This window comes from Pelodictyon luteolum DSM 273, from assembly GCF_000012485.1.
GTDB classification, from domain to species: domain Bacteria; phylum Bacteroidota; class Chlorobiia; order Chlorobiales; family Chlorobiaceae; genus Chlorobium; species Chlorobium luteolum.
In genome coordinates this window covers 647,397-673,160 of record NC_007512.1, presented here as the reverse complement: position 1 = coordinate 673,160, position 25,764 = coordinate 647,397, and the positions used below count along the sequence as shown (strand labels likewise).

The 25,764-nt window shown below is 58.5% G+C and carries 23 protein-coding genes and 4 tRNA genes; 16 read left to right on the top strand and 11 right to left on the bottom strand.

The genetic code is table 11. The features are described from left to right. Positions 1 to 9: 9 nt before the first annotated feature. Genes PLUT_RS03000 through PLUT_RS02990 form a run of 3 tightly spaced genes read right to left on the bottom strand, consistent with a single transcriptional unit; the run spans position 10 to position 2,133 of the window. Positions 10 to 792 (bottom strand): hypothetical protein, encoded by a 783-nt coding sequence (locus PLUT_RS03000; RefSeq protein ID WP_011357334.1) that lies wholly within the window; start codon positions 790 to 792, stop codon positions 10 to 12. 2 nt (positions 793 to 794) lie between these two features. Then, on the bottom strand, positions 795 to 1,760 hold the full coding sequence (nadA, locus tag PLUT_RS02995) for a quinolinate synthase NadA (RefSeq protein WP_011357333.1): 966 nt from the start codon (positions 1,758 to 1,760) through the stop codon (positions 795 to 797). A gap of 1 nt (position 1,761) precedes the next feature. Beyond that, on the bottom strand, positions 1,762 to 2,133 hold the full coding sequence (locus tag PLUT_RS02990) for a co-chaperone GroES (protein ID WP_011357332.1): 372 nt from the start codon (positions 2,131 to 2,133) through the stop codon (positions 1,762 to 1,764). A 174-nt stretch (positions 2,134 to 2,307) separates the two neighbouring features. On the opposite strand from PLUT_RS02990, the gene mreC reads away from it, so the two are divergent. The 9 genes from mreC (at position 2,308) to nadB (ending at position 11,897) form a co-directional block, all read left to right on the top strand. Then, entirely contained in the window at positions 2,308 to 3,162 is an 855-nt protein-coding gene (mreC, locus tag PLUT_RS02985) for a rod shape-determining protein MreC (protein ID WP_041463756.1), read from the top strand. Between the two features lie 40 nt (positions 3,163 to 3,202). Continuing rightward, on the top strand, positions 3,203 to 3,694 hold the full coding sequence (locus PLUT_RS02980; RefSeq protein ID WP_011357330.1) for a hypothetical protein: 492 nt from the start codon (positions 3,203 to 3,205) through the stop codon (positions 3,692 to 3,694). 3 nt (positions 3,695 to 3,697) lie between these two features. Then, positions 3,698 to 5,602: a penicillin-binding protein 2 gene (gene mrdA / locus PLUT_RS02975; RefSeq protein ID WP_011357329.1), complete on the top strand. Its 1,905-nt coding sequence runs from the start codon at positions 3,698 to 3,700 to the stop codon at positions 5,600 to 5,602. Continuing rightward, positions 5,592 to 7,079, top strand: coding sequence for an FAD-binding oxidoreductase (locus PLUT_RS02970; RefSeq protein WP_011357328.1), 1,488 nt, complete (start codon positions 5,592 to 5,594; stop codon positions 7,077 to 7,079). The genes mrdA and PLUT_RS02970 overlap by 11 nt, the downstream gene beginning before the upstream one ends. A gap of 8 nt (positions 7,080 to 7,087) precedes the next feature. Continuing rightward, positions 7,088 to 7,561, top strand: a complete 474-nt coding sequence (smpB, locus tag PLUT_RS02965; protein WP_011357327.1) for an SsrA-binding protein SmpB — start codon at positions 7,088 to 7,090, stop codon at positions 7,559 to 7,561. A 25-nt stretch (positions 7,562 to 7,586) separates the two neighbouring features. Beyond that, positions 7,587 to 8,804 (top strand): tyrosine--tRNA ligase, encoded by a 1,218-nt coding sequence (tyrS, locus tag PLUT_RS02960; RefSeq protein WP_011357326.1) that lies wholly within the window; start codon positions 7,587 to 7,589, stop codon positions 8,802 to 8,804. Positions 8,805 to 8,914: 110 nt separating this feature from the next. Continuing rightward, complete coding sequence (locus PLUT_RS02955) at positions 8,915 to 9,460, top strand: pyruvoyl-dependent arginine decarboxylase (protein ID WP_011357325.1); 546 nt, start codon at positions 8,915 to 8,917, stop codon at positions 9,458 to 9,460. Positions 9,461 to 9,558: 98 nt separating this feature from the next. Continuing rightward, positions 9,559 to 10,179, top strand: coding sequence for a DedA family protein (locus PLUT_RS02950; protein ID WP_011357324.1), 621 nt, complete (start codon positions 9,559 to 9,561; stop codon positions 10,177 to 10,179). A 122-nt stretch (positions 10,180 to 10,301) separates the two neighbouring features. After that, on the top strand, positions 10,302 to 11,897 hold the full coding sequence (gene nadB / locus PLUT_RS02945) for an L-aspartate oxidase (protein WP_041463754.1): 1,596 nt from the start codon (positions 10,302 to 10,304) through the stop codon (positions 11,895 to 11,897). 43 nt (positions 11,898 to 11,940) lie between these two features. Here nadB and PLUT_RS02940 read toward each other — a convergent pair whose 3' ends face one another. The 3 genes from PLUT_RS02940 to PLUT_RS02930 are packed head-to-tail and all read right to left on the bottom strand — an operon-like array spanning position 11,941 to position 14,633. Then, positions 11,941 to 12,774, bottom strand: a complete 834-nt coding sequence (locus tag PLUT_RS02940; protein WP_011357322.1) for an NAD+ synthase — start codon at positions 12,772 to 12,774, stop codon at positions 11,941 to 11,943. Positions 12,775 to 12,787: 13 nt separating this feature from the next. Then, positions 12,788 to 13,324 carry a hypothetical protein gene (locus tag PLUT_RS02935; RefSeq protein ID WP_238974615.1) on the bottom strand — a complete coding sequence of 179 codons (537 nt, stop codon included), beginning with the start codon at positions 13,322 to 13,324 and terminating at the stop codon, positions 12,788 to 12,790. Positions 13,325 to 13,340: 16 nt separating this feature from the next. Beyond that, positions 13,341 to 14,633 carry a murein hydrolase activator EnvC family protein gene (locus tag PLUT_RS02930; RefSeq protein ID WP_238974614.1) on the bottom strand — a complete coding sequence of 431 codons (1,293 nt, stop codon included), beginning with the start codon at positions 14,631 to 14,633 and terminating at the stop codon, positions 13,341 to 13,343. A gap of 322 nt (positions 14,634 to 14,955) precedes the next feature. On the opposite strand from PLUT_RS02930, the gene murA reads away from it, so the two are divergent. The 7 genes from murA (at position 14,956) to PLUT_RS02895 (ending at position 18,758) form a co-directional block, all read left to right on the top strand. Continuing rightward, positions 14,956 to 16,230 carry a UDP-N-acetylglucosamine 1-carboxyvinyltransferase gene (murA, locus tag PLUT_RS02925; protein ID WP_011357319.1) on the top strand — a complete coding sequence of 425 codons (1,275 nt, stop codon included), beginning with the start codon at positions 14,956 to 14,958 and terminating at the stop codon, positions 16,228 to 16,230. Between the two features lie 88 nt (positions 16,231 to 16,318). Then, positions 16,319 to 16,392: transfer RNA gene (locus PLUT_RS02920), tRNA-Ile, on the top strand. Between the two features lie 29 nt (positions 16,393 to 16,421). Further along, positions 16,422 to 16,495: transfer RNA gene (locus PLUT_RS02915), tRNA-Glu, on the top strand. Between the two features lie 50 nt (positions 16,496 to 16,545). After that, positions 16,546 to 16,619, top strand: a tRNA-Arg gene (locus PLUT_RS02910). 55 nt (positions 16,620 to 16,674) lie between these two features. Beyond that, complete coding sequence (locus PLUT_RS02905; RefSeq protein WP_011357318.1) at positions 16,675 to 17,568, top strand: AEC family transporter; 894 nt, start codon at positions 16,675 to 16,677, stop codon at positions 17,566 to 17,568. A gap of 81 nt (positions 17,569 to 17,649) precedes the next feature. Beyond that, positions 17,650 to 17,722 (top strand) — tRNA-Gln (locus PLUT_RS02900). Between the two features lie 187 nt (positions 17,723 to 17,909). Further along, entirely contained in the window at positions 17,910 to 18,758 is an 849-nt protein-coding gene (locus PLUT_RS02895) for an inverse autotransporter beta domain-containing protein (protein WP_041463753.1), read from the top strand. Positions 18,759 to 19,240: 482 nt separating this feature from the next. On the opposite strand, the gene PLUT_RS11660 is transcribed toward PLUT_RS02895, so the two are convergent. The 5 genes from PLUT_RS11660 to hisD all read right to left on the bottom strand — a co-directional run bounded on the left by PLUT_RS11660 (position 19,241) and on the right by hisD (position 25,592). Next, positions 19,241 to 19,570 (bottom strand): hypothetical protein, encoded by a 330-nt coding sequence (locus PLUT_RS11660; protein WP_157858121.1) that lies wholly within the window; start codon positions 19,568 to 19,570, stop codon positions 19,241 to 19,243. 525 nt (positions 19,571 to 20,095) lie between these two features. Then, the gene (locus PLUT_RS02890; protein WP_011357316.1) at positions 20,096 to 20,290 is read right to left on the bottom strand and encodes a hypothetical protein; all 195 of its coding nucleotides are present in this window, start codon (positions 20,288 to 20,290) and stop codon (positions 20,096 to 20,098) included. Positions 20,291 to 20,436: 146 nt separating this feature from the next. Next, positions 20,437 to 23,007, bottom strand: a complete 2,571-nt coding sequence (gene acnB, locus PLUT_RS02885; RefSeq protein WP_011357315.1) for a bifunctional aconitate hydratase 2/2-methylisocitrate dehydratase — start codon at positions 23,005 to 23,007, stop codon at positions 20,437 to 20,439. A gap of 276 nt (positions 23,008 to 23,283) precedes the next feature. Then, positions 23,284 to 24,309 (bottom strand): tRNA preQ1(34) S-adenosylmethionine ribosyltransferase-isomerase QueA, encoded by a 1,026-nt coding sequence (queA, locus tag PLUT_RS02880; RefSeq protein ID WP_011357314.1) that lies wholly within the window; start codon positions 24,307 to 24,309, stop codon positions 23,284 to 23,286. Beyond that, on the bottom strand, positions 24,306 to 25,592 hold the full coding sequence (gene hisD, locus PLUT_RS02875; RefSeq protein WP_041464014.1) for a histidinol dehydrogenase: 1,287 nt from the start codon (positions 25,590 to 25,592) through the stop codon (positions 24,306 to 24,308). Before hisD ends, queA begins: the two co-directional genes overlap by 4 nt. Between the last annotated feature and the right edge of the window lie 172 nt (positions 25,593 to 25,764).

The window sequence follows — 25,764 nt, the reverse complement described above, 5'->3', positions numbered from 1 at the left end:
CAACCCGTCTCACGGAAGCTCCAAGGCGCTTTCAGGAAGATCGAGAACGGGGCATCCGGCATAGATGAGGATGGCCTGAAGGAGCGAGGCGGAGTGCACCGCCTGGCCGAGGGCCTCCGTCCGGGTCATGTCGCGGCCCTCGCGCTGCATCCGGAGGGCGAGCTGGCGGGAGAGTTCGGCGATGCGGGCGATTTCAAGGCAAAGCTCATCCTCGTTCCCGATGCGTATGGGGTAGATGCGGCTCCGGAGAAGGGCGGCATCCCGGAACGCGCTCTCTTCGATGACACCGTCATTGGCATGATGGCGTGCGCGGTTGAAGGCGTCATAGGCCACGTTGTGCAGCGGCATCGAAAGGTCTCCGGCATAGTGGGGACAGTAAACCATCGGGTAGTCTGCGAACTTCCCCCTGGCCCGAAGCGCCCGGTACTCCCGGACCGAGGCCACGATGGCGCCGTAGAGGTGCCCCTCCTGGTCATCGGCACGATCATGGAGGCTGATCTGCCTCTGCACCATCCCGCCGGTGACCTGCCTGTTTTCGGGATTGTGGAAGTAATGGTTCTTCCCTTCATAGGCGCCGCACGGGTACTTCGACTTTGCAACGTCGGGAGCCGCAGCACTGTACCAGCGTTCGAACCCTGCCGCCCGGGCAATGGCCACATGGGTACGGTCGTGCCAGCCGAGGGCGTCTCCCCGCAAAGAGAGGAGTACGGGAAGAATGAGGATGGCGGCCGGAACGGCCGAAAGGAATTTCTGCCTGCGGCTTCCGGGGGTTGGCGCCCTTTCCGCGCCCATCTTCAGGCGGACATGTCGAGCATCCTGCGGATCGGCTTCAGGGCTGCGCTCAAGAGGGGCTCCGGGACGGTGATTTCGGGTGAACGCTCAAGCATGCACCGGTATAGCTTCTCGAGGGTATTCTGCTTCATCTGGGTACAGACGCTCCTCGGGTTTGTCATGTCGCGGGGAGCGGGAATGAAGGTCTTACCGGGCGAGCGGCGCTGCATTTCGTAGAGGATGCCGGGCTCGGTAGCCACGATGAATGCTTCGGAAGGGCTCTTTTGGGTATAGTCGAGCAGCGCCTGGGTCGAGCCGACGAACGAAGCAAGTTCGAGCACCTCACGACGGCACTCAGGATGCGCAATGAGCTCAGCTCCGGGATGCTCCCTCTGCGCCGTCTTCATCATATCAGCCCTGTAGGCTTCATGGACATAGCAGAACCCCTGCCAGAGGATGATGTCGCGACCGAGCTGGCGGGCGATATAGTCGCCGAGATTCCTGTCGGGCCCGAAAATGATCGGCTGGTCCGGGGGTATCTGGCGAACGATGGAGAGGGCGTTCGAGGATGTGCAGGTGATGTCGGACTGAGCCTTCGTGGCAGCGGTGGAATTGATGTAGGTGATGGCGACGGCCCCGGGGTGGCGGCGGCGGAACTCCGCAAACTCCTCCTCCGGACAGCTGTCGGCAAGCGGGCATCCCGCATTGCGGTCCGGCATCAGCACCGTCCTCGACGGGTTGAGTATCTTTGCTGTCTCGCCCATGAAATAGACGCCGGCAAAGACGATCACCTCAGCGTCGACCGTTTCGGCGGCACGGGCAAGTGCGAGGCTGTCACCCACGATATCGGCGACCTCCTGTATTTCGGGAAGGGTGTAGTAATGGGCCAGAATGACGGCGTGCATCTCTTTTTTCAGCGCCCTGACGCGCTCCTGCAGCCCGGTTGTGGAAAATGCTTCAGGTTCGCTGCCTGCATGTGATGTATTCATGTCACTTCAGATAGTATTCAAGATCGTCATCCTCCCGGACAAGGAGCAGGATGGCTGCATTGGGAACGATAAGAAAGCGCTCACCATCGTAATCGATCTCATGGGAGCTGGCCTGCAGGAAAATGGCAAGATCCCCGACACGGGCCTGTAGAGGGATGTACTGCGTCGAGGACACGCTCTCTTTCCAGGGTTCCTCGGCTGAAGGAGGGGCTACGGGATATCCCGGTCCCGCCTTGAGGATGTAGCCGCTCTGGATCTTCTCTTTCTCCTGGACGCCGGGCGGAAGGTAGATGCCCGATTTCGTCTGTTCCTCAAGGGATTTAGGTTTGACGAGGACCCTGTCTCCGACAACGACAAATTTACTTATATTCATGTTCCCGAACCGGTCAAGCTGGTTACCCCTGAGCTGCTGCGGGCCAGTGAGCCCGCCGCCTGAAGAAGAGTGAAAATGTAAAAAAATTCCGTGTCCGGCAAATCCGGCGGACCACCGGCCTGAAGCGGATCCGGCGGGAGTGCCCCCGGAGACGCTGCATAACCATCCCGAACCGTGAACAATTCTTTCAAGGTATTTCTCAGATACAATTCGTGGATCCTCGCAGTCATGCTGTCGGGGATATCCCTCATCATCACCGCGATTGAACAAAACGATGTCCCCTCAAAAGTCGCCGTTGCCGGCTACAACCTTCGGGGCTACGTTGCAGAGAGAATCCAGAGCCTCGGCCACCTCCTGCACATGAAGGAGGAGAATAACCGGCTGCTGGCCCAGAACAGCCGGCTTCTTGCCAGACTCCTCGTCGCTGAAACCGCACTGCAGCGCCAGAGCGCACTTGAGCACATCCATGCCGCCACGCCTCCGGCCATGCAGGGGTTCAAAACCGCCCGCGTCATCGACCGGACATTCAGCGAACGAGAAAACATGCTCCTCGTCGACAAAGGGCGCAACGACGGCATCAGAAAAGACATGACGGTACTGACCCCCGACGGGCTTGTCGGACGGGTGGTATCGGTATCGGCACACTACGCATCCATCATGCCGCTCATCCACTCCGACTTCAAGGTAAGCGTGGTCTCGGCGGAAACCCGGACCACGGGCCTCGTTTCCTGGGACGGGGGACGGGCAGACATGGCCAATGTCGAACACATTCCCATCAGCAGCAGCCTTGCCAAGGGAGAAGAGCTTCTCACCACCGACTTCAGCACCTTTGCAATTGCAGGCCTCCCTGTCGGCCGGGTGACGTCGGTAATGCCCGGCCGGCTGTTCAGCATGGTCACGATGAAACCCGCCGTCGATTTCTCCAGACTGGACTACGTCCTTCTGGCGCCGCTCAACAACGAGCCGGAAAAGCTTAGGATGCTCGGCACCCCGGGTCCCGGAAAAAGAGACCCACTGACGAAACAGTAACGAAACAATACCGCGAATCAATAACGCACCAAGTACAACCGTGGCCAGAAATATCTTCGTACTCCTTTTCGTACTCCTGATCGTCTGCATCCTGCAGGTACTCGGGTTTTCACGCCTGACCCTGCTGCATACCGCCCCGGATGCCATCGCCCTCTTTCTCGGGTTCAGTGCCGTCACCCTCGGCCGAAACGCCGGCACCGGATTCGGTTTTCTCGGCGGCATGCTCTGCGGCCTCATGACGGGAGACATGGGGCTCCATATGCTGGCGGGAACCACGGGCGGCTTTATGGCCGGCTCATTCCACATCCCACGCGACAGCCATGCCACCCCCAGCCAGAAAATGCGGCGCATATACGGGGCAACGGCCGCTGCTGCATTCGTTTCGCATACCGTCCTGGCCATCGGCCTCAACCCGCTCGGACTCTCTCCCCTGTACCGCATCGTCGTGCTCGGGTTTCTGGCAACACTCTTCACCCTCGTGCTTGCATTTGCGGCAAACCTGCTCATCCTGAAAAATACAATTTCAGACTGATCGATGGACAGACTGCAGCACAGCACCAGGATCGTCTCGATCCTCATTGTGACCATCTTCGCCGTCCTTCTCGGCCGGCTTTTCTGGATCCAGGTGCTCGACTTCCAGAAACTCGGTTCGATATCCTCGTCGAACAGCATCCGCAGGGTCTGGATCCAGCCCCCCCGGGGCCGCATCATCGACCGCAACGACATCATCATGGTCGACAACAGACCGCTTTACTCCGTTAAAGTCATCCCGGCAGAGTTCAACGATTCCGGAACGGAGGCCCTTGCATGGCTGATCCGAAGGCCTATGGAGGAAGTCGCGGAGAAAATCGAGAGGGGGCGGAACTTCAACCGGTTCTCGGCCGTCACACTCCGTCGCGACCTTGAGAGCCAGGACGTTGAACGGCTCGGCGAAAACCTCTGGGAACTGCCCGGAGTCCTCATCGAAGCGGAGAACAAACGCAAATACGCCGACTCCCGTTACGGAGCGCACCTCTTCGGCTACCTCCGCCAGATCGCGCGCAAGGATGTCGCCGAGCTGGTGCTGCAAGGATATGCCCAGGATGACAAAATCGGCTTCAGCGGGCTTGAAAAGCAGTACGAAGACCGACTGAAAGGTACGAAAGGCGCCCGTTTTGAAATGGTCACCCCGCTCGGGCGCTACGCCGGCAAGTACGACGACGGCCGGAGCGACATTCCCGCCGTCAGAGGAGACGACCTCTACCTCACCATCGACTCAGGGCTCCAGCAGCTCGCAGGGGAGCTCCTTGAAGCCACCGGCAAATCAGGGGCAATCATCGCCATCGATCCGTCCACCGGAGGGATCCTGGCGCTTGAGAGCGCCCCCGGGTACGACCTGGAAACCTTTAACGGCGCAACCGATCCCGACGGCTGGCGCGCAATCATCAGTGACCCCCGCAAACCGCTCTTCAACAGGACCGTGCAGGCCGTCTACCCCCCCGGCTCGATCTACAAGATGGTGCTCGCAATGGCCGCCCTCGAGGGAAACAGGATCGATCCCGAGCAAAAAGTACTCGACAACGGCGTCTTCACCTACGGCCGGCGGCGGTTCCTCAGCCATGGCGGCAGGGGGCACGGCTGGGTAAACATGCGGCGCGCAATCACCGTATCCTCGAACCTCTATTTCTACAGACTCATCTTCGATGTCGGATTTGCCGAATGGACCCGGTACGGGGCCATGTTCGGGTTCGGGACTGAGACCGGCATCGACCTGCCCGGCGAGCGCAGCGGGCTGTTGCCATCGACTGCATACTATGACCGCCGCTACGGAAAAGGGCGCTGGACCAAGGGGTACCTGGTCAGCCTCGCCATCGGGCAGGGAGAGCTCGGCGCCACACCCGTCCAGCTGGCGGCCTACGCTGCAGCCATCGCCAACGGCGGCACCCTCCACCAGCCCCATATCGCAAGCGGCTACCGCGATACCGAAACCGGCAGGTTCGTCCCCTTGCCGAGCCTAAGCCGACCTGTCCCGGTATCGGAGGCGAGCTTCAGGCTCATCCGTGAAAGCATGGAGGAGGTCGTCAGGGAAGGTACCGGCCAGCTCGCCGCAGTGCCCGGAGTGAGGGTTGCGGGAAAGACCGGCACGGCACAGAACCCGGGAGGAAAGGACCACGCCTGGTTCATTGCCTTCGCCCCGGTCGACAACCCCAAAATCGCCATCGCCGTCCTGGCGGAGAACGCAGGATTCGGAGGCACCATCTCGGCGCCGATCGCAGGAAAGCTCATCCAGCACTACCTGCATCCCGTGCTGCCCAGCCCCCCCGCAGCCGACTCCCTCACAGTATCCGGCCCTACGCCGGAAACATCCCCCGACTCGCTCGGGGAGTCCCTTCCTGTCATTGAAACCGCACCGCCCCCTCCGGAAGCGGCAACGGCTGAACCTGCACCCCATGATCCATAAACAGGACCCTGCATCCATACAGAGCTATCTGGAAGACACCAGCAACCTGAAAACAGGCCATACCGAAGGGGTCTACATACCGGAAACCCCGGAGGAGATTTCAGCGCTGCTGCGTGAGGCCGCCGCTCTCGGCCGGCGCTATACCATATCGGGCAACGGAACCGGCACGACAGGAGGCAGGATTCCGCTCGGCGGACACGTCATATCCATGGAAAAGCTCAACGCCATCGGCGAGCCGCGGCAGACAGAGCCCGGCAAAGCGATCATGAGGGTTCAGGCTGGTGCCATGCTCGCCGATGTGCAGAAAAAAGCCGAAGCCGCAGGATGGTTCTATCCGCCGGACCCCACTGAAAAGCTCTGCTTCATCGGCAGCACCATCGCCAACAACTCCTCCGGGGCAAGAAGTTTCAAATACGGAGCCACGCGCCGCCACATAGAGCGCATCACCATTCTCCTGCCTGAAGGCGACATGCTCAGCCTCCAAAGGGGAGAGCATCGTGCCGATGCCCAAGGCATCTTCCGCCTTGAGCTCCCCTCCGGAGAACACCGGGAGTTCCACCGCCCACGGTACCGCATGCCCGGAACGACGAAACACAATGCAGGATACTATACCGCTGAGAGGATGGACCTCATCGATCTCTTCATCGGCTCCGAAGGCACCCTCGCCCTCATCCTCGAAGCGGACCTCATGCTCATTCCCCTGCCGGAAAGGCTCATCTCAGCAATAATCTATTTCCAGGAGCTGGACGGGCTGATGGGCTTCACCGGGGCCCTGCGCGCGATTGAAGGCCCGCGGCGCCCCCGTGCCCTCGAACTCTTCGAAAAGAACGCCCTCGGCTTTCTCCGCCAAAAGTACCCCGATACCCCCGGGGACACGGCGGGGGCTGTCTTCCTCGAACAGGAAACAACCACCGGGGCTGAAGATGAGGATCTGGAAGCCCTGTTCAGCATCGTCGAAGAGCACGGCGGCATGGCTGAAGAGTCATGGATCGCCCTCGACCGCGAGGAACAGGACCGGATGCGGGAGTTCCGCCACAGCCTGCCGCTGCTGGTCAACGAATGGCTCAGCCGCCAGGCGGAGAGTAAAGTCAGCACCGACATGGCCGTACCCTTTCCCCGATTCAGGGAACTGTTCGATTTTTACCGCACTGCTTGCGAACAGCACGGCTTTGTCTATATTATTTTCGGCCATATCGGCGATGGCCATGTGCACCTGAACATCCTGCCCCGGAGCCATCTGGAGTTCATCGAGGCCAAGGCGCTCTATCTGGAGTTCATAGCGAAGGTGCTGGAACTCGGAGGCACGCTGTCGGCCGAACACGGCATCGGAAAGCTCAAGAGCGGATATCTTGCCGCTATGTACGGAGAGGAAGGGCTCAGGGAAATGGCCGCACTGAAGCGCACATTCGACCCGTTCCAGGTGCTCAACATCGGCAATATCATTCCTGTCGAATATCTCGAAAACCGCAACAAGTAACCGCCCCGGTGGCCAAAAAGCAGCAGACACGTTCATACACGGAGGCCATCCAGAACCGGAAAGCCCGCTACGAGTACCAGATTCTCGAAACCATCGTCGCCGGCATAGAGCTGCTCGGCAGCGAAGTGAAATCGGTGCGCCTCGGCAAAGCAAGCCTCAATGAAAGCTTCGCGACCATCCACCACGACGAGGTATGGCTCGAGAACATGCAAATCACCCCTTACGAGTTCAACCACCTCGATGCACTTGAACCCAAGCGGAGCCGGAAGCTGCTGCTCCACAAAGAGGAGATCCGGCGCCTCCAGTCGAAAATCAATGAAAAAGGTCTGACCCTCATCCCCCTGAAAGCTTTCTTTGACAAGAATGGCCGGCTTAAGGTGGAACTTGCGCTCGCCAAAGGAAAAAAGCTTTATGACAAGCGCGAAACCATCAAGGGCAGGGAGAACGAGCGTCATCTGCAGCAGCTCAGGAAACAGTACTGACCACCCTTTAGATACACACCGCACCATGTCCTTTCCCTCACTGCAGGAACAGCTTGACATCATCACCGCAAACACGGTTGAAATCATCAGCAGCGCCGAGCTAGAACAGAAGATCCAGCACAGCATCAAGACCGGAGCGCCCCTCAAGGTAAAACTTGGTGCCGACCCCTCGCGCCCCGATCTCCATCTCGGCCACTCCGTCGTGCTCCGCAAGCTCCGCGAGTTCCAGGACCTCGGCCACGAGGCCATCCTCATCATCGGCGACTTCACAGCCATGATCGGCGATCCCTCCGGCAAAAGCAAGACCCGACCGCAGCTCTCTGCCGAAGAGGCCCGCGAAAACGGGGCAAGCTACTTCGAGCAGGCCTCGAAGATCCTCGACCCCCATAAAACGACCATCTGCTACAATGCCGACTGGCTCGGCAACATGACGTTTGCCGACGTCATCCGCCTCTCCAGCCACTACACCGTAGCCCGGATGCTTGAGCGCGACGATTTCGAACGCCGCTACCGCTCAAGTGAACCCATATCCATCCATGAGTTCCTCTACCCGCTCGCCCAGGCCATGGACTCCGTCCATCTCCGAAACGATGTGGAGCTCGGCGGCACCGACCAGAAGTTCAACCTCCTCGTCGGCCGGGACCTGCAGCGCGAATACGGCATTCTGCCTCAGGTCTGCATCACCATGCCGCTGCTCGTCGGCACCGGTGGCGAGGATAAGATGTCGAAATCGCTCGGCAATGCAGTCTGTTTCAACGACCTGCCTTCCGACATGTACGGCCGCGTGCTCTCCATCCCCGACACCCTCATCGAAAACTGGTGCCGCCTGCTGCTTCCGCTCACCGGAGAAGGCCGCCGGGCAATCCTCGAAGGGTGGGAAGAAGACCCCCGCACCGCCAAACGGAGGCTCGCCCGCGAAATCGTAATGCAGTACTACTCGGCGGGTGAGGCCGGAGCTGCCGAAGAGCACTTCGACCGGCTCTTCGTCCACAAGCAAGCACCGACAGAGATCGAACTGACCAGGTTCAGCGAACCCGAGCTTCCGCTCGTCGACCTCCTCACAACGCTTGGAGCGGCCGCTTCGAAAACCGATGCACGACGAATGATCCAGCAGAACGCGGTATCCATCGACGAAGAAAAGATTACGGATGTCAAGACAATCATCACGCTTTCAGATGAACCGAAAACCCTGAAAGCCGGCAAACGGAAGTTTTTCAGGATCGCAACAGCCGGAAACAGCTGAATTGCGGCTCCCCTCTTAAAAAAACATTTTGAATGCCATCCCTTTTTCCTATACTTGCTCAAATTCGGTAGCGTCACAATTTCAGCAACAATTTATCCGGAGGAACTGCATTGTCATTCGTCCCTTCAAAAGTCTTCTTCACCAAAGGTGTGGGAAGGCACAAGGAATATCTCTCCTCGTTCGAGCTGGCGCTGAGAGATGCCAAAATCGAAAAATGCAATCTGGTTACCGTCTCCAGCATCTTTCCTCCCAAATGCGAACGTGTCAGCGTTGAAGAGGGAGTGAAAATGCTCACCCCGGGCCAGATTACCTTCGCGGTAATGGCCCGCAACTCCACCAACGAGTACAACCGGCTCATCGCCGCCTCGATCGGTGTGGCCATCCCGGCCGATGACACCCAGTACGGCTACCTGTCCGAGCACCACCCGTTCGGCGAAGACGCAGAGCAGTCCGGCGAATACGCCGAGGACTTGGCCGCAACGATGCTTGCCACCACGCTCGGCATCGAGTTCGACCCCAATAAGGACTGGGACGAGCGCGAGGGAATCTACAAGATGAGCGGCAAAATCATCAACTCTTACAACATCACGCAGTCGGCTGAAGGCGAAAACGGCATGTGGACGACCGTGATCTCCTGCGCAGTCCTGCTCCCCTAAGCTCCCAAAAGAGAGCAAGCAGCCCGCAGCAACAGCAACAGGAAACGGCACCTTCACCGCGCCAGCCGGCCGGGGAGGGTGCCGTATGCTTTCAACCCATGCCAATGCCCCTGTCCGAAGCCCTTCTCCATATCGGGTCCCTCGATGAGCTGATCCTCCAGGGCGGGTACCTGCTGCTCTTCCTGCTCGTTTTTGCAGAGACCGGGCTTTTTGCGGGCTTCTTTCTCCCGGGCGACTCGCTGCTCATCACCGCAGGGCTCATTGCCGCCTCCGGCCAGCTCGAACTCTCACTCGTCATGATCACGCTCGCCTCCGGGGCCGTCCTCGGCGACCTTACCGGCTGGCTCATCGGCAAACACCTCGGCAGGCGTCTTTTCATGAAAAGCGACTCCCGGTTCTTTCACCGCGAACACCTTGAAAAAACTGAGGCCTTCTACCAGAAACACGGGCCGAAAGCCGTGTTCCTCGCCCGCTTCATTCCGGTAGTCCGCAGCTTTGCCGCCACGCTCGCCGGGGTCACCGGCATGCCGCTTGCTTCCCTCCTCTTCTTCAGCATCGCCGGAAGCACGGTCTGGGTGTCCATCTTCACCCTCATCGGATACTTTGTCGCGAGCCTTTTCCCGGAACTCGTCACCTGGGTCCACGCCATCATTGTCGTAGGCATCCTCGTCATTCTGGCAAGCGCCATCAAGCAGCTCGCACCGCCCCGAAAAGCCTGAAAAAACAATTCGAAAGCCGTTAAAAGGCAAGGCCGGAAAAAGCCGCAGGGAAATATGCCTGCGGCGTGGTATTTTCCCCGAGACATAACCGCACCCGAACAGCAATGCGACACCTCACACCCATGACCGAAGAGATCAAAACGGACGTCCTCGTGATAGGCAGCGGCATTGGCGGCCTTTATTTCGCCATCCATATGGCCGACCACGCCAAGGTCACCATCATCACGAAAAAAGAGAGCTCAACATCCAACACCAACTGGGCTCAGGGCGGAATAGCGGCAACCATAGACCAGAACGACAGCACTGAGTACCACGTCGCCGACACCCTTGATGCCGGAGCGGGTCTCTGCAACCAAGGAATGGTGGAAACCATGGTCCGGGAAGGGCCGCGCCACATCCAGCGGCTCATCAGCCTCGGTGTGCAGTTCACCACCTCCGACCATGATCACCTTCACCTCGGCAAAGAGGGCGGTCATTCGCGAAGCCGCATCGTACATGCCCAGGACCTCACGGGCCGCGAAGTCGAAACGGCACTGCTGAACCGCGTCAACAGCCACCCGAACATCACGCTGCTCGAGCACCATTTCGCCATCGAACTGATCACCGAGCACCACCGAGGCATCAAGACCAACGACATCACCTGCTACGGCGCCTATGTGCTCGACTCCCTGCAGCGCAAACCAAAAAAGATCCTCGCGAAGATCACCATGGTAGCTTCAGGCGGGCTCGGCCATGTCTATCCGCACACCACCAACCCCGACATCGCCACCGGTGACGGCGTTGCCATGGCCTACCGGGCAGGGGCGGAAATAGCCAACATGGAGTTCATCCAGTTCCACCCCACCTCGCTCTACCACCCGAAAGCCAAGTCCTTTCTCATCTCCGAAGCGGTCCGGGGGTTCGGCGGCATTCTCCGGCTGAAAAACAAAGAGGCGTTCATGCACAAGTACGACAAGCGGGAGAACCTTGCCCCGCGCGACATCGTAGCGCGTGCTATCGACTCGGAAATCAAGAAGAGCGGCGAAGAGTGCGTATTCCTCGACGTCACCCACATCGAGGCGGAAAAAACCATCGAGCATTTCCCGAACATCTACGAAACCTGCCTCGAGTTCGGCATCGACATGACGAAGGAGATGATCCCTGTTGTTCCCGCCGCACATTACTCCTGCGGCGGAATTCGGACCGATGACCGTGGAAGAACGACCCTGAACAGACTCTATGCCTGCGGCGAGACCAGCTGCACCGGCGTGCACGGCGCCAACCGCCTTGCCAGCAACTCGCTGCTCGAGGCGCTTGTCTTTGCATGGCGATCGTACGAACAGATCCAAACGGAGCTGCACAGCATCCAGAACTCCGTCAGCTTTCCCGACTGGGACGACAGCGGCACCGTCAACCCCGAAGAGTGGATCCTTGTCTCGCACAACAAGCGGGAGGCGCAGCAGGTGATGAACGACTATGTAGGCATCGTGCGCAGCGACCTGCGCCTGCAGCGGGCACAGCGCCGCATCGACTTTCTGAAGGAGGAGACCGAGTCTTACTACAAGAAGACCAAGATCACCACCCAGACGCTCGAATTGCGCAACATCATCAAGGTAGCGAGCCTCATCATCGAAGGGGCCATAAAGCGGAGGGAATCACGGGGACTGCACTATACGACAGACTATCCAGAAACCGATGACCGGCACTTCCATCTGGACACGGTGCTTCGCTCGTTCTGAACAGGAATGAGTTCGGGGGAGGGCCATTCGTCCCCCGCTTCGGCTAACGGACTTCCTGCCAGTCTCTGGCATACCGGAAATCGATTCCGGGCGTGCGCCCTGAAATCTTCGCGATCACCGGCATCAGCCGTTTGTACTGATTGCGCACCACCATCTTACGAACCCGGTCATAGAAGGATGCTGACACCCCTTCGCCAAGTATGGCTTCGCGCTCCATGCGCAGTTCAAGCATCATGTACAGCAGGAGATCGACCTCCCCGTAGGAGAAGCCCAGATCGCTCTCGTCGCTCTGCCCTTCCCAGAGATCGGCTGAGGGCGCTTTATCGATAAGGATGGAGGGAATGCCGAGATGGCGGGCCAGCCCGCGGACCTGGGTCTTGTAGAGGTCTCCGAGCGGGTTGACGGCCGAGGCCATGTCACCGAACATGGTGCCGTAGCCGAGCAGGAGTTCTGTCTTGTTGCTCGTTCCGGCCACCAGGCTGCCGTCCCGGGCGGACACGTCATAGAGCAGCACCATACGGGTTCTGGCCATGATGTTGCCCCGCCGCAACCGCTCCCCTTCCGGCACATCACGGAAAAAGTCATCGGCCATCGGCGTCACGGGGCGTTCCTCGGCCTTGATATTCAGGCGCCGGATCATGAGGTCGGCATGCTCGAGACTCTCGCGGCTGCTCTCTTTGTAGGGCATTTTAAGGGCGAGAACATGCTCAGGGCCGAGTGCACGGACGGCAAGCTCGGCGACGACGGCAGAATCAATGCCGCCCGACAGGCCGAGCACAACGGAGGAAAATCCGAACTTCCGGATTTCGTTCTGGAGGAAGGCCTTGAGAATATCTTCGAGAAGGCCGTAGTTGAGATCGAGGTCCTGAGGCTGCATGAAAAAGGAACAATTAAAAATTGAACAGCCGCACAAGCGACATATAGAGCACGAACACCGACGCCTGAAGGACGCCGGCAAAAAGTGCGGCGGTTTTCATTGACCGGCCGGAAAGGCTGAACAGCGAGGAAAATCCGGAACTCGAGATGAGCAGCATGTGGCCGAGCGCCAGAAGGGCGAAAATCCAGCTCCAGCTGCCTGTGAAATAGAAAAGTTCAAACAGCCAGACCGGAGTCATGGCATAGGACAGCACCGTCACCACGCCGCCCTCCATCTCCCCGGCCTTCTCCTGAAAAAGTATACGGGAGGTGGCGCCGGAAAGAACGTAGAACGCCGCCATGTCAATGATGAATGAGGCAATGGCGAAAAACATCGCGGGACGCGGAACGCCGATGAGTGGAAACTTCAGGAGCTGCACCATGGCGATGACCGGTACGGCGTAAGCCCGCTGCACGTCAAGTCCTTCAGGCCAGGCGCCTGCCTTCAGCTCCAGCCAGAACCTCCTGTACCGGAACAGGACGGCGACCATTGCGCCGAACAGTTGCTTCAATCCTCCCTGCATCTGCCTATCTGAGCCATTTTTCAGGGTTCTGCTTCACGCCGGCCTTCCAGATCTCTAAATGCACGACGGAACCGCCATCGGGGTTCCTGCCGGAAAGTCCGATCAGCTGCTGGGAAGCAATGAGGTCGTTCTTGGTAACCCGAAGGTCTCCAAGGTTGGCGTACACCGTGAGGTACGAATTGGGATGGCGGATGATGACGATGTTGCCGAATGTCGGCATGAAGGCGATCTGGGCAACCTTGCCGCCGGACACCGCCTTCACCGGGGTGCCGGCAGGTACGGCGATGTCGATGCCGTTGTTCGTTGTAACGATTTTCAGCTCAGCATCAGTCACCGATCCGAAACGCTGCGATACCCTGCCGTTTGCGACCGGCCAGGGCAACTGGCCGAACGCCCTGTCGAAATCCGCTGAAACCTTACGCAGTTCTGGTGAATCCGGAGGAGGCGGCACCCTGCGCCCCGCTGCCGGAGCAGGCGCTTTTCCTGGAGCAGGGGCCTTTTGCGGAGCAGGCTGTGCGGCCAGACGACGAGCCTGTTCAGCCTCGATGGCACGCTGCTCCGCCCTGATGAGGGCTTCGATCCGGCCCTGCAGCTGCCGCCGTTTGCGTCTGGCGGCAAGCACCTTTTCGGTATAGGCGGCCTTTTCCTCTTTCAGCTTCACAAGTGCCGTCTCTTTCTCCGATTTGCTGGCGGCATAGTTTTTCAGCTGCCGCTCCTGATCCTTCACGGCCTCGGCTTTCGCCCTGTAACTTTTTTCCAGCTCGGCCCGGTTGTGCTCCAGTTCCCGGGCGACCTGCTGGAGTGTGTCGACATGGCCATGTACCGCTTGAGCGAAAAAGCCTATGTATTGAGCCTTCACGATGGCATCGTTGACAGAACGTGCGGCAAACACATTCTCCATCTCCCTGTCGACGCCGTATTTATACACGGCAACCGCTGTTCGGCCAAAAGCGGACGAGACCCGTCCATATACCTGCCGGTTCTCCTTGAACTGTCCCTCAAGACGGTCGATGTCCCGGTCAAGCACCGCAAGATAGCGCTGATTCTCCCTGATGAGTTCACCAAGTGCCGTAATCTTGTTCTGAAGGGTCTTCAGGCGCCTCAGTGAGGTCGTTTCCTGCCGTTTGGTGGCATTCAGCTTCTTCTGATAGACATCAAGCTCTTTTTTCAGGTTGATGAGCGTCCGCTCTACATCCTGACGCTCCCGTTTGATCTTTGAGAGTTCCCCGGCCGTGGCGCCATATGCCGCGGGAGGGAAAGCAGCGAGATGAAACAGGAAAAATATGACGGACAGCACAAACAGGCGGGCTGCGGAATGAGAAAACGAAAACGGGCGAAAGCGGCCCGGGATGGAAGATTCAGTCACGTTTAGGGGAATGGGTTGGCGTCTCTCTATACTCATCACTGGTGCATTCGGTGCCGGAGGCCCGGTGTTCAGGCACCCCTCTCCGGCGGCTCCTTCGGGAGGTCGGCGGACCCGGGCGCAAGGGAATGTTTCAAGGTACAGCATTAAATCTTTTCTTCGCAAACCGCCGGGGAAAATTTAATTTGTTTTTCTGGCGACGAAAGCATTAACTATCCGTTTTTCAAGGCGCCGCCGCACACACACCACACACCCAATGGACAAGCTTGTCATCACGGGAGGAAAGAGAATCGAGGGCGAAATAACAGCCTCCGGCTCGAAAAACTCTTCGCTGCCGATCATCGCCGCCACACTGCTTTCCGGCAGCGGCACCTTCACCCTGCACCGGATCCCCGATCTGCAGGACATCACCACCTTCCGACAGCTGTTCGACCACCTCGGGGCAGAGACCGCTTTTTCCCACAATACCCTCACGATTACGACAGCCAATGTCCAGAGCGTCCTTGCCCCCTATGAACTCGTCAAAAAAATGCGGGCCTCGATCTACGTGCTCGGCCCCCTGCTTGCCCGGTTCGGGCACGCCAGAGTATCACTGCCGGGCGGCTGCGCGTTCGGACCGCGCCCGATAGACCTGCACCTGATGGCTATGGAAAAGCTAGGAGCCCGTATCACCATTGAGACCGGCTTCATCGATGCCGTTGCCGAAGGCGGCAGGCTCAAGGGTGCAACCATAGATTTTCCGGTCTCGTCAGTCGGCGCAACCGGCAACGCCCTCATGGCGGCTGTCCTTGCCGAAGGCACCACCATTATCAGGAACGCTGCGGCTGAACCCGAAATCGAGGCCCTCTGCCATTTCCTTCAGGCCATGGGCGCCGATATCCGGGGCACCGGCACCACCGAGCTCATCATACACGGCTGCGACTCCCTCCGGCATGTGGAATTCAGCAACATCTTCGACCGAATCGAGGCCGGGACAATCCTGGCAGCGGCCGCCATCACCGGCGGATCCGTCACCATCCGGGGCGTCATCCCATCCCATATGGAATCCGTGCTCCAGAAATTCAGTGATGCCGGCTGCCGGATCGAGACCACCGACGACACCGTGATCCTCAAAAGCACCGGCCGGCTCAAGGCTACGGACATAACCGCCGAACCCTTTCCCGCCTTCCCCACCGACATGCAGGCCCAGTGGATGGCGCTCATGACCCAGGCTGAAGGCACCAGTGAGATCACCGACCATGTATACCATGAACGCTTCAACCACATCCCGGAACTCAACCGGCTCGGGGCACATATCGACATAGAAGGCAACCGGGCCGTCGTACACGGACCTCAGGCACTCTCGGGAACAAAAGTCATGTCGACAGACCTCCGGGCATCGGCAAGCCTGGTGCTTGCGGGACTGGTGGCAGAAGGAACGACTGAAGTGCTCCGGGTCTACCACCTTGACCGCGGCTATGAACGAATTGAAACCAGGCTCCAGAACCTTGGTGCCGAGATCAAGCGCGAAAAGTACAGTGAATTCGGCTGAAGCGGAACAAATCGGCAAAAAAAGAGATTTTTGCTTTGCATTTTATCATCCGTGCGTTATATTAACAGCCTCTAAAGCCAAGCGCTGAGGGCCCTTAGCTCAGTTGGTCAGAGCAAGCGACTCATAATCGCTGGGTCGTAGGTTCAAGTCCTACAGGGCCCACTGGTTATGACGGCAATAGAGAAATACCTGGCGTGTTCGTCTAGTGGCCCAGGACATCGCCCTCTCAAGGCGAAGATCACGGGTTCGAATCCCGTACACGCTACATATCACATGAACCTCTGCTGGCAAAGGCAGGCAGAGGTTCATCTATATGCACCCGTAGCTCAACTGGATAGAGTATCTGACTACGAATCAGACGGTTAGAGGTTCGAATCCTCTCGGGTGCACGAGAAAGGCATACAACACAGGACTTCTCTCCAAACCGTATCGTTCATAACTGCTATGTTCGATCTCGCCTTTCTTCTAGCCCCTACATTTGCGACGTTCGCCATCGGGATTCTGCTCCGCAAGCTTGGCGTTCTTGACACAGTGGCCATCGACTCCCTTTTCAAGATCATCTACAACCTCGCACTGCCGGCACTGCTCCTCTCCGTCCTGCCTTTTGTATCCCTTGAACCCGGAATGCTCTTCCTGCCGCTTTCGGCAATCATCATCATAATGCTTTCGGCTGGCGGCGCTGCTGTCTCGGGACGCCTGCTTCATCTTGAGAACAAGACCGAGGGAGTACTTTTTGCCGGCTCGATCATCATGAACCTCGGCTTCGTCGTTCCCTTCGTAAAATCATTTTACGGTGATGAAGGACTGGCCCGCCTCTTTGTCTTTGACCTCCCCAACAGTCTTTCAGCCTACACCATCGCCTACGGATTCGCCTGCCGCGGCAACGGAGCGGGAAGCTTGGCCATTGCACGGAAAATCGCGCTCTCCCCTCCTGTCTGGGCCCTCATGGCGGGACTCTTCCTCAACCTTGCCTCACATAGACCCGGGCCGATTGAAGCAGGTATCATCAACTCGCTTTCGGCACTGGCCGTCCCCCTTCTGCTCCTGGCACTCGGAGCATCGGCCCGCTTCGCAAAAGTCCGGATGAAGGACATCATCGCCGGCATCGGCGTCCGGATGGTGCTTGGACTGGCTGCAGGGTTCCTGCTTGCCGACCTTTTCAACCTCAGGGGACTTGACAGAGCCATCCTCATCATCGCAGCCTCGGCACCCGCAGGCTTCAATACACTCACCTTTGCCGCCATCGAAAACCTCGACCGCGACTACGCCGCATCACTGGTCACCACGTCCATGCTGCTCTCGCTTCTCCTCATCCCCATTCTGCTCACAATCCTCTGAGACCGAGGCCCGGTAACCCTGTTGCTCAAAAAATTGTTTTGAATTGGAAATTTTTCCTATATTCACAACTCATAAACTGATTGAGGAGTGGCCAAATTGGTAAGGCACCTGATTCTGGATCAGGCAATTCCAGGTTCGAGTCCTGGCTCCTCAGCACTGAAAAGCCCCGCTGCAGAATATGTCACGGGGCTTTTTCCGTTCGTACCCAATCACCCCATTTTCTTGGATAGTGAGCTGAAAGGGTGAACTTCGTCCTGCATGATCAACTATAATTGCAGATCATGGGCTCCAGGTTTATATTTCAAGTCAGTATTTCCCGCAACACTCTTAACCCCACCCTCATGAAAAAATTCATTCCGCTCAGTATTCTTCTGGCCACGCTGGGCGCAACCAATGCTCAGGCTGATGGTCAGGATACCCCCCCACAAGCAACTACCAACGCTCCTTCATGGGTCACTTCATGGGATGTAACGGTACCCTGCCCGGTGTATGTGAGTGAGAATCAGGCAGACAACATCTTCTTCGAAGGCGGCTTCGACTACCAGGATGCCCGCAAGACGGTCGACGGCGCTCTTGGCTATCGGCACCTGATGTCTGACAACAAGGTCATGCTCGGAGCCAACGTCCTCTACAGCCATGAGTTTCCGCGCAATCACCAGCGGATCAGCTACGGTGCGGAAATCCGGACATCGGTTTTCGAAATCAACTCCAACTACTACCATCGGCTGACCGACTGGAAACTGACGGGAGTGGACAATAATGAGGAAAAAGCCCGCGGCGGGTACGACGTTGAACTGGCTCTAGCCGTTCCTTATGTGCCGAGTGCACATTTCCGCGTAAAGCATTTCTGCTGGAACGGGATTGCTTCGAATGACTCCAATAATCCTATTGACGACCTCAAGGGCAACACCTTCAGCGTGTCTGGCTCGGTCTACGATGGTCTCTCGGTGGAGGTCGGCTACATTGACTACACGAGCGGCAACGCTGATTACAGCAAAGCTGGTGGAGAGCGTTTCCTGAAGGTCAGCTACAACTTCGACATCTTCGGCACACACGTCAACAAGGCGACCAAACCGAGATTCAGCAATACCCCATACGAATTTGAACGTATGGATGATCGCCGCTTTGAGAAGATCCGATTCGAGCAGAAGGTCATCTCTGCACACAACAACGAGCAGCCTCCGGCCTAACAGCCCAACCGCTGATTGCTGAGGGTCCTTAACACACCAAGGGGCCCCGTCATTCCTCTGCATTGAGGTACATGGCGGGGCTTCTCTGCGTTACCCCGGCAGATGACAGCCACCATCGCCCTCGGTGGCCATCCACAAAATCCAGTGTCGATTTTTCCAAGACAGTGAAGCGGACCCTTTTCTTCAGACCCGCTGAACATCTGCCCCCACCGCGCAGCGGTCGGGGCACCATCATGACCGGGCTCCCGCCTTCTCCTTTTTCATAGTCAGACGAACGTCCCGATGAAATCCGAGCGGAACTGCACTGCAGGCCGCTCAGTCATCCGAGACCTTCGCATGAGCCTGTACGGAACGATTTCCCGAACCGGGAACCACTCTTTGATCAGCAGTCTATCGCCATAAGGGAACTCGAATGCAGTAAGCGCAATCACGACGCCACCGGAAACCCTTCTCCCCTACCATTTCATCATCGGCAACGGATCTCACGCGGATGCGTCACGATGCGTCGGAGGAGGCATCGGTGGAACCCGGGCATTGGGATAGCGGCGCCGGATATCCCGGACCAGATTCCAGTCGAGGGCGAACCTGATCGTGCCGAGGGAGAGCTCCACGCGCTCTGCCCGTCGGAACGGTTCGACAAGCGGGCCTTGTGCTGCATGATACGGCGTGAGCCTGTGGTGCCGCCAAGTCATCGCTTCGACTGCTTTGATCCAGTTCTCTCCCTCTCTGGTGATTCGAGGTAGATCCGGGCCAACCGGATAGAGTGAAAGCGATCGTCGACGATACTGTCCGTCCAGATGCCGAGGTCGCATGGAATGCGGCGGCGATGATGGTATTTTCCTCAATGACGGAATCAGAGCCATCGGAAGAGAGTGCGGAGCAGAAACAGTATACCCGCAGTGGCCCTCGAAATCTCGGCCAAGGGAACTGCTTGGTAAGGGACGGGCATTTCGTCAAGCAGGTCTGGCGGTGCGATCGGCATCGGATCGGCAGAGGTGTATTTGGCCAATGTCCTGCAATCGGGAGAAACTGCCGTCTGCGGATCATGTGGAAATCAGGGGGAGATGGACGCCAAGGGGGCAGGAATGGAGGGCAGATGGCCCGCGGGGCCTGAACATTCAGTACGTTGTGCCGGTGCATCGTGGTTCCAGGAAAAAGAAACCACTGCAACCACCAGAAATGAATGAAAAGGATTGCAGAGCAACATCAGGGGGAACAAAAAAAACGCTCCCGGCAAGGATAGCGTGGGCGGTTTTTTTCTGTAGCCATATACATAAAAAAAAGAGACGGGCTTTTGGCCCGTCTCTTTCAATAATAAGGATCCGTTGAACGGAAGCTTACTTTGCCTCTTCGGCTGCAGGAGCTGCTTCTTCAGCTGCAGGAGCTGCTTCCTCAACGGCAGGAGCTGCTTCCTCAACGGCAGGAGCTGCTTCTTCGGTTGCAGGTGCTTCAGGTGCAGGTGCTTCGGTCTTAGCGCAGCCGACGAAAGAGACTGAGCTCAGGAGGAACAGGAAAATGAAAAGCTTTTTCATTGTTCGATTGTTGTTTGTGTTGTTTTAGAGAATGACAGCTTCTTCAGCTTCAGCATATTAAAAAAAAACAGCGAGATTTGAAACCCACTGTATGGCGGAATATGCAAAATATTCCATATCCCGCCACAACTTTTTTTTACTTTTTTTTAATCCATAAGCATCGACATTTCTTCTGCCTTTACCGTATGGAAATTCAGGTAGCGATAGATGTCGTTCCGCTTCTCTCCGCTGAGGTTCCGGCCGACGACTTCAAGGTATTCGTCCTTGTCGGGAAGATGGCCGAGAAGAGCTGCAACGGCAGCCAGCTCGGCCGAACCGAGGTAGACCTGCGCACCTGCGCCCATACGGTTGTCGAAGTTACGGGTGCTTGTGGAGAACACCACGGCGTTGTCGGCAACACGTGCCTGGTTGCCCATGCAGAGCGAGCATCCCGGGATTTCGGTGCGGGCGCCTGCTGCGCCGAATACGGAGTAGTACCCCTCGGCGATGAGCTGGTTCATGTCCATTTTGGTCGGAGGCACAACCCACAGCCTGGCCGATGCCGGGCCACGGCCTCTCAGCACTTCGCCAAGCGCACGGAAGTGACCGATGTTGGTCATGCAGCTCCCAACGAACACTTCGTTGATCTGCTTCGGGCGGCTCTCGTCGAGCAGCACTTCGCTCAGCGTCGCAACATCATCAGGATCGTTCGGGCAGGCCAGGATCGGCTCGGTGATCTCGCTCATGTTGACCTCGATCACTTCAGCGTATTCAGCATCGGCGTCCGGCTCGAGAAGGGTCGGGTTTTTCAGCCACTCCTGCATCTTGCCGATACGGCGGCGAAGGGTGTCAGGGTCTCCGTAACCATTCTCGATCATCTGCTCAAGCAGCTTGACGTTCGAGCTCAGGTACTCGATCACCGGCTCCTTGTCGAGGCGGACCGTGCAGGCGGCCGCACTGCGTTCGGCGGATGCGTCGGACAGCTCGAAGGCCTGCTCGACCTTCAGCTTCGGAAGACCCTCGATCTCCAGCACGCGGCCGGCGAACACGTTCTTCTTGCCCTTCTTCTCCACAGTCAACAGCCCCTTCTTGATGGCGACATAGGGAATGGCGTTGACCAGGTCACGCAGGGTAATGCCATCCTGCAGCTCTCCGGTAAAGCGGACGAGGACGGATTCAGGGACGTTAAGCGGCATGGTGCCTGTCACACCGGCAAAGGCAACGAGGCCGGATCCGGCAGGGAAGGAAACGCCGATCGGGAAACGGGTGTGAGAGTCGCCGCCGGTACCCAGCGTATCGGGGAGCACCATGCGGTTGAGCCAGGTGTGGATGACGCCGTCACCGGGACGCAGCGCAACGCCGCCGCGGCTCATGACGAAATATGGCAGGCTGCGGTGCAGCTTCACGTCGGAAGGTTTCGGGTAGGCGGCAGTGTGGCAGAAGCTCTGCATGAAGAGATCTGCGCTGAAGCTGAGGGCGGCAAGCTCCTTGACTTCGTCCCGGGTCATGGCTCCGGTGGTGTCCTGTGATCCGACGGTAAGGGTCTCCGGTTCCACGTACATGCCTGGCCTTACGCCGGGAAGGCCACAGGCCTTTCCGATCATTTTCTGGGCGAGCGTGTAGCCCTTGCCGCTGTCGGCAGGCTGCTCGGGGGTACTGAAGATGTCGATTTCACCCAGTCCGAGGGCCTTTCGTGCCTTGGCGGTGAGGGTACGGCCGATGATGAGCGCAATACGGCCGCCGGCACGGACTTCGTCGGCGATGGTGTTTGGAGAGAGGCTGAAACGGGCGATCTCCAGACCGCTCTTCTCGATGATTCCTTTTGCAGGGTAAACGACGATCACTTCACCGGTCTCCATCGAGGTGACGTCGGCCTGGATCGGCAGTGCGCCGGAGTCCTCTGCGGTATTGAAGAAAATGGGAGCGATGATGCTGCCGATAACAACACCGCCCGTCCGCTTGTTCGGAACGGCAGGGATGTCCTGGCCAAGGTGCCACTGCACGGAGTTGATGCCGGACTTGCGGCTTGAACCGGTACCGACCACGTCACCGACATAGGCGAGCGGATGGCCTTTTTCTTTCAGCTTTGCGATGGTGCCGATGGGATCATCCATCTTGCTTCCAAGCATGCTCAAGGCGTGCAGCGGAATGTCGCTGCGGGTAAAGGCTTCGCTGGCCGGAGAGAGATCGTCCGTATTGGTCTCGCCGGGCACTTTGAAAACCGTCAGGGTCACTTTTTCAGGAAGCTCGGGCCGTGAGGTGAACCACTCGCCGTTAGCCCATGACTCGAGAACCTCGGCCGCATACCGGTTGGTCTTTGCAAGCCCGACGACCACGTCGAATGAATCATAGACAAGGAGCGTTTTCTTCAGCATCGCCGCAGCCTCGGCAGCCACTGCGGAGTCACTGCTGGAAAGAGCGTCGATCATCGGCTTGACATTGTATCCGCCGAGCATCGTGCCGAGGATGCCGACAGCTGCCAATGCAGAGATGACGCTGCATGATACCTCGCCTTTGACGATGGCATCAAGGAATGCGGCTTTCTCAAGGGCGGCATCATCGACACCTGGGCTGACATGTTCGGTGAACAGCTCGAGAAGGTACTCTTTCTCCTGCGGTGCGGAGGCCTTCAGGAGTTCGACCAGTTCACGTGTCTCCGCTGCAGAGAGCGGGAGCGGGGGGATTCCGAGCTGTGCGCGCTCCTGGGTATGTGCACGATACTTATTTACAAGGCTCATACGGTCTATCTCCGGGTGTTAGGGTTGAAAACAGATTGCTGGTGTATGGATAAAAAGGGAAGCACCCTCCAGGGGCACGCAAAAAGCCAAAAAGATAAAAATACCATCCCCCCAAGAGAAAACCAACTCCGACACGCAATCCATACGCCGCCGATACCGAACTTACTAAGCTTCGCCACGGCTGCCGCCATTAATAATTAAGCCGGTCATGCCGCCCCGCGGGATGGTGCCGCACGGCAGAAAACACAAGGCCTGCAGCCGTACACCTTGAGGGTGTCAGAGAATGAGGGTGCTGTCGCCGTAGCTCAGGAACCGGTACTCTTTGTCGAGAGCTTCCCGGTAGGCTCGGCGCAGAAGGTCTGGACCGGCGAAGGCGGCGGTGAGCATGAGGACGGTCGAGCGGGGCGCGTGGAAGTTGGTGAGGAGGGCATCGATGAGCCGGAAAGAGCATCCGGGGTAGATGAAGATGTCGGCCTCGCCCTCAAGAGGCCCGGGGCCGGAATGGCCCGATAGTGACAAAGCGGCATGCTCGAGGGCGCGGGTGACGGTGGTGCCGAGAGCGATGATGCGCCCGCCCGATGCCTTGGTCGCACGGATCTTTTCGATGGTGGCAGCAGGGATGGAGTAGAACTCCCGGTGCATCACATGCTCCTCCATCGAGTCCACCCGGATGGGCAGAAACGTACCGAGGCCGACATGCAGCGTGATGGAGGAGGTCTCCACGCCGCCATCACGAAGGCGCAGCAGCAGTTCGGGCGTCATGTTGAGCGATGCGGTGGGTGCGGCGACCGATCCCGCATGCTCGGCAAACACTGTCTGGTACCGCTCACGGTCAACCGGCTCTGCAGGACGGCGGAGGTAGGGCGGAATCGGCACTTCGGCATGTGCCTCGAACACCGGCTGGATACTTCTTCCTTCCGGGAGGGAGAGGCGCGCCACCCCATGGTCGACGATCTCCTCAACCAGGAACTCATGGCCGTGGGAACGCAGCCGGTCACCCTGTTTCACCCGGCCGCGGAAGAGCACGAGGCTCTGCTCCTGACCGTGCTTTTCGAGCAGCATCAGCTCAATCGCCGCTCCGGTACTCTTTTCAGCCATGAGGCGAGCCTTCACCACCCGGGTGTTGTTGAGCACCAGAAGGTCTCCCTTCCGCAGAAACGTGTCAAGTTCCCGGTAACGGGCGTGGCTTACCGTACCGCCTTCGCGGCAGATGACGAGGAGTCGCGTGGAACCCCGCTGCAGGGGAGGGTATTTCGCGATCCGCTCCTCCGGAAGCGGGTAATCGAAATCCGCGACCCTCATCCTTTCTTCAACCTTGCCCGGACGGCTTCAGCATGGGCCTCTAGCCCCTCATGGTCGGCAAAGGAGGCGATCCTCTCCCCGCACGCCATGATCTGCCTGCGGGTGTAGGAGATGATGGAGGTGTGCTTCACGAAATCGCGCACGGAAAGCGGCGAGAAGAAGCGCGCCGTGCCGTTGGTCGGCAGGGTATGGTTCGGGCCGGCGTAATAGTCACCGACCGTCTCGCAGGAGTACCCGCCCATGAAGACGGCACCGGCGTGGCGGATCGAGGCTAAAAGCTCCCACGGGTGCAGCACGTGCAGCTCCAGATGCTCGGGAGCGATCATGTCGGAGACCCGGCAGGCCTCCTCAATGTCCGCCACCACGACGATGGCGCCGTTGTTGCTGAGCGCCTCTGCGATCACCTCCCCGCGGAGCATGGAGCCGACACGGGCGGCCGCAAGGTCACGGACCTCCTCGGCAAGCCGCATGGAAGGGGTGATGAGGACGGACGATGCATCGGGATCGTGCTCGGCCTGGGCGAAGAGGTCCATCGTGATGAACTCCGCATCGGCATCATCGTCCGCCACGACAACCACTTCCGAGGGGCCTGCAATGCTGTCGATGGCGACATGACCGAATACCTGCTTCTTGGCAAGGGCCACATACTTGTTGCCGGGACCGGTGATGATGTCGACTTTGGGGATGGTCTGGGTGCCATAAGCGAAGGCGGCAACGGCCTGTGCGCCGCCAAGACGGTATACGGAGGTCACGCCGGCGACAGAAGCCGCGGCGAGAATGTGCGGACTGACCGCCCCCGAAGCATCGCAGGGCGTGGTCATGAAGATCTCGCCAACTCCGGCGACGCGCGCGGGGGCCGCATTCATCAGGACGGAAGAGGGATAGGATGCCTTGCCGCCGGGCACGTAAAGCATAGCCCTGTCCATGGGGGTAACACGCTGGCCGAGCACGACACCGCCTTCACCCTCATAGAAAAAGCTGTTTTCCACCTCATGGCGGTGGAAACGGAGGATATTCTCCCATGCCTCCTCAAGCACCCTGATGAATGCGGGATCGGCCTCCTCTCTTGCGCGAAGGATATCCTCTTCCGGCACCTGCATGGAGGTGAGGACTGCGCCCTGGAAGCGCTCGGTGTATTCCAGCACGGCCATGTCGCCGCGGAGGCGGACGGCCTCGAGTATGTCGGTAACGGCCCGCTGGACCTCGGGATCGAAGTCAACACTGCGCCCTATCTGGCGGAAGAGGGCATCGCGGTCATCGAGAAATCGGTAAAGCTTGAGCACTGCCACAATCGTTGAGGTTGAAGTCCTGTAATGCACTGGTGACAATGTACATAATAGCGGCCACCCTTGAAAATCAGTTCCACGCGCCTATGGCGGTTTTCAGTGCAGGCGGAAAGCCGATGGAGCATAAATAAAATAGTAAGGACGGCACCGCTGAATTCATTTGAAAAAA

What these genes read in the sequence shown, in the direction of transcription:
- PLUT_RS02895 (WP_041463753.1), top strand. Translation starts at nt 17,910, where the DNA reads ATGAAAAAATTCATTCCGCTCAGTATTCTTCTGGCCACGCTGGGCGCA.
- PLUT_RS03000 (WP_011357334.1), bottom strand. Translation starts at nt 792, where the DNA reads ATGGGCGCGGAAAGGGCGCCAACCCCCGGAAGCCGCAGGCAGAAATTC.
- PLUT_RS02990 (WP_011357332.1), bottom strand. Translation starts at nt 2,133, where the DNA reads ATGAATATAAGTAAATTTGTCGTTGTCGGAGACAGGGTCCTCGTCAAA.
- nadA (WP_011357333.1), bottom strand. Translation starts at nt 1,760, where the DNA reads ATGAATACATCACATGCAGGCAGCGAACCTGAAGCATTTTCCACAACC.
- tyrS (WP_011357326.1), top strand. Translation starts at nt 7,587, where the DNA reads ATGTCCTTTCCCTCACTGCAGGAACAGCTTGACATCATCACCGCAAAC.
- queA (WP_011357314.1), bottom strand. Translation starts at nt 24,309, where the DNA reads ATGAGGGTCGCGGATTTCGATTACCCGCTTCCGGAGGAGCGGATCGCG.
- acnB (WP_011357315.1), bottom strand. Translation starts at nt 23,007, where the DNA reads ATGAGCCTTGTAAATAAGTATCGTGCACATACCCAGGAGCGCGCACAG.
- PLUT_RS02905 (WP_011357318.1), top strand. Translation starts at nt 16,675, where the DNA reads ATGTTCGATCTCGCCTTTCTTCTAGCCCCTACATTTGCGACGTTCGCC.
- PLUT_RS11660 (WP_157858121.1), bottom strand. Translation starts at nt 19,570, where the DNA reads ATGCGACCTCGGCATCTGGACGGACAGTATCGTCGACGATCGCTTTCA.
- PLUT_RS02950 (WP_011357324.1), top strand. Translation starts at nt 9,559, where the DNA reads ATGCCAATGCCCCTGTCCGAAGCCCTTCTCCATATCGGGTCCCTCGAT.
- mrdA (WP_011357329.1), top strand. Translation starts at nt 3,698, where the DNA reads ATGGACAGACTGCAGCACAGCACCAGGATCGTCTCGATCCTCATTGTG.
- murA (WP_011357319.1), top strand. Translation starts at nt 14,956, where the DNA reads ATGGACAAGCTTGTCATCACGGGAGGAAAGAGAATCGAGGGCGAAATA.
- PLUT_RS02940 (WP_011357322.1), bottom strand. Translation starts at nt 12,774, where the DNA reads ATGCAGCCTCAGGACCTCGATCTCAACTACGGCCTTCTCGAAGATATT.
- PLUT_RS02970 (WP_011357328.1), top strand. Translation starts at nt 5,592, where the DNA reads ATGATCCATAAACAGGACCCTGCATCCATACAGAGCTATCTGGAAGAC.
- nadB (WP_041463754.1), top strand. Translation starts at nt 10,302, where the DNA reads ATGACCGAAGAGATCAAAACGGACGTCCTCGTGATAGGCAGCGGCATT.
- PLUT_RS02890 (WP_011357316.1), bottom strand. Translation starts at nt 20,290, where the DNA reads ATGAAAAAGCTTTTCATTTTCCTGTTCCTCCTGAGCTCAGTCTCTTTC.